The sequence below is a fragment of the Gemmiger formicilis genome, from assembly GCF_016901605.1.
Lineage (GTDB): Bacteria > Bacillota > Clostridia > Oscillospirales > Ruminococcaceae > Gemmiger > Gemmiger formicilis_B.
This window is the reverse complement of record NZ_JACJKP010000955.1, coordinates 1-218: the sequence shown is the minus strand read 5'-3', so window position 1 is coordinate 218 and position 218 is coordinate 1. Positions and strand designations below refer to the sequence as shown.

General features: G+C 52.3%; 1 pseudogene. It reads left to right on the top strand.

Annotated features, from left to right (window positions below):
• Window positions 1-218, top strand: a pseudogene (locus tag H6B10_RS17380) (glucose-1-phosphate adenylyltransferase subunit GlgD); the annotation flags it as partial.

Below are 218 nucleotides of genomic sequence, written 5' to 3'. Positions count from 1 at the left end.
GTTACCGTTTGATCGACTTTACCCTGTCCAGCATGGTCAATGCCGGTATCGATAATGTGTCTGTCATCGTTCGTAAGAACTATCATTCCCTGATGGACCATCTGGGCGCCGGCCTTAATGATCGTGCCGCCCATCACGACGGCAGCTTCTACCGTAGCACCCTTTTCGACGGTAACGCCGGGGAACAGGATGGAGTTGTTGACGGTACCATTGACTTT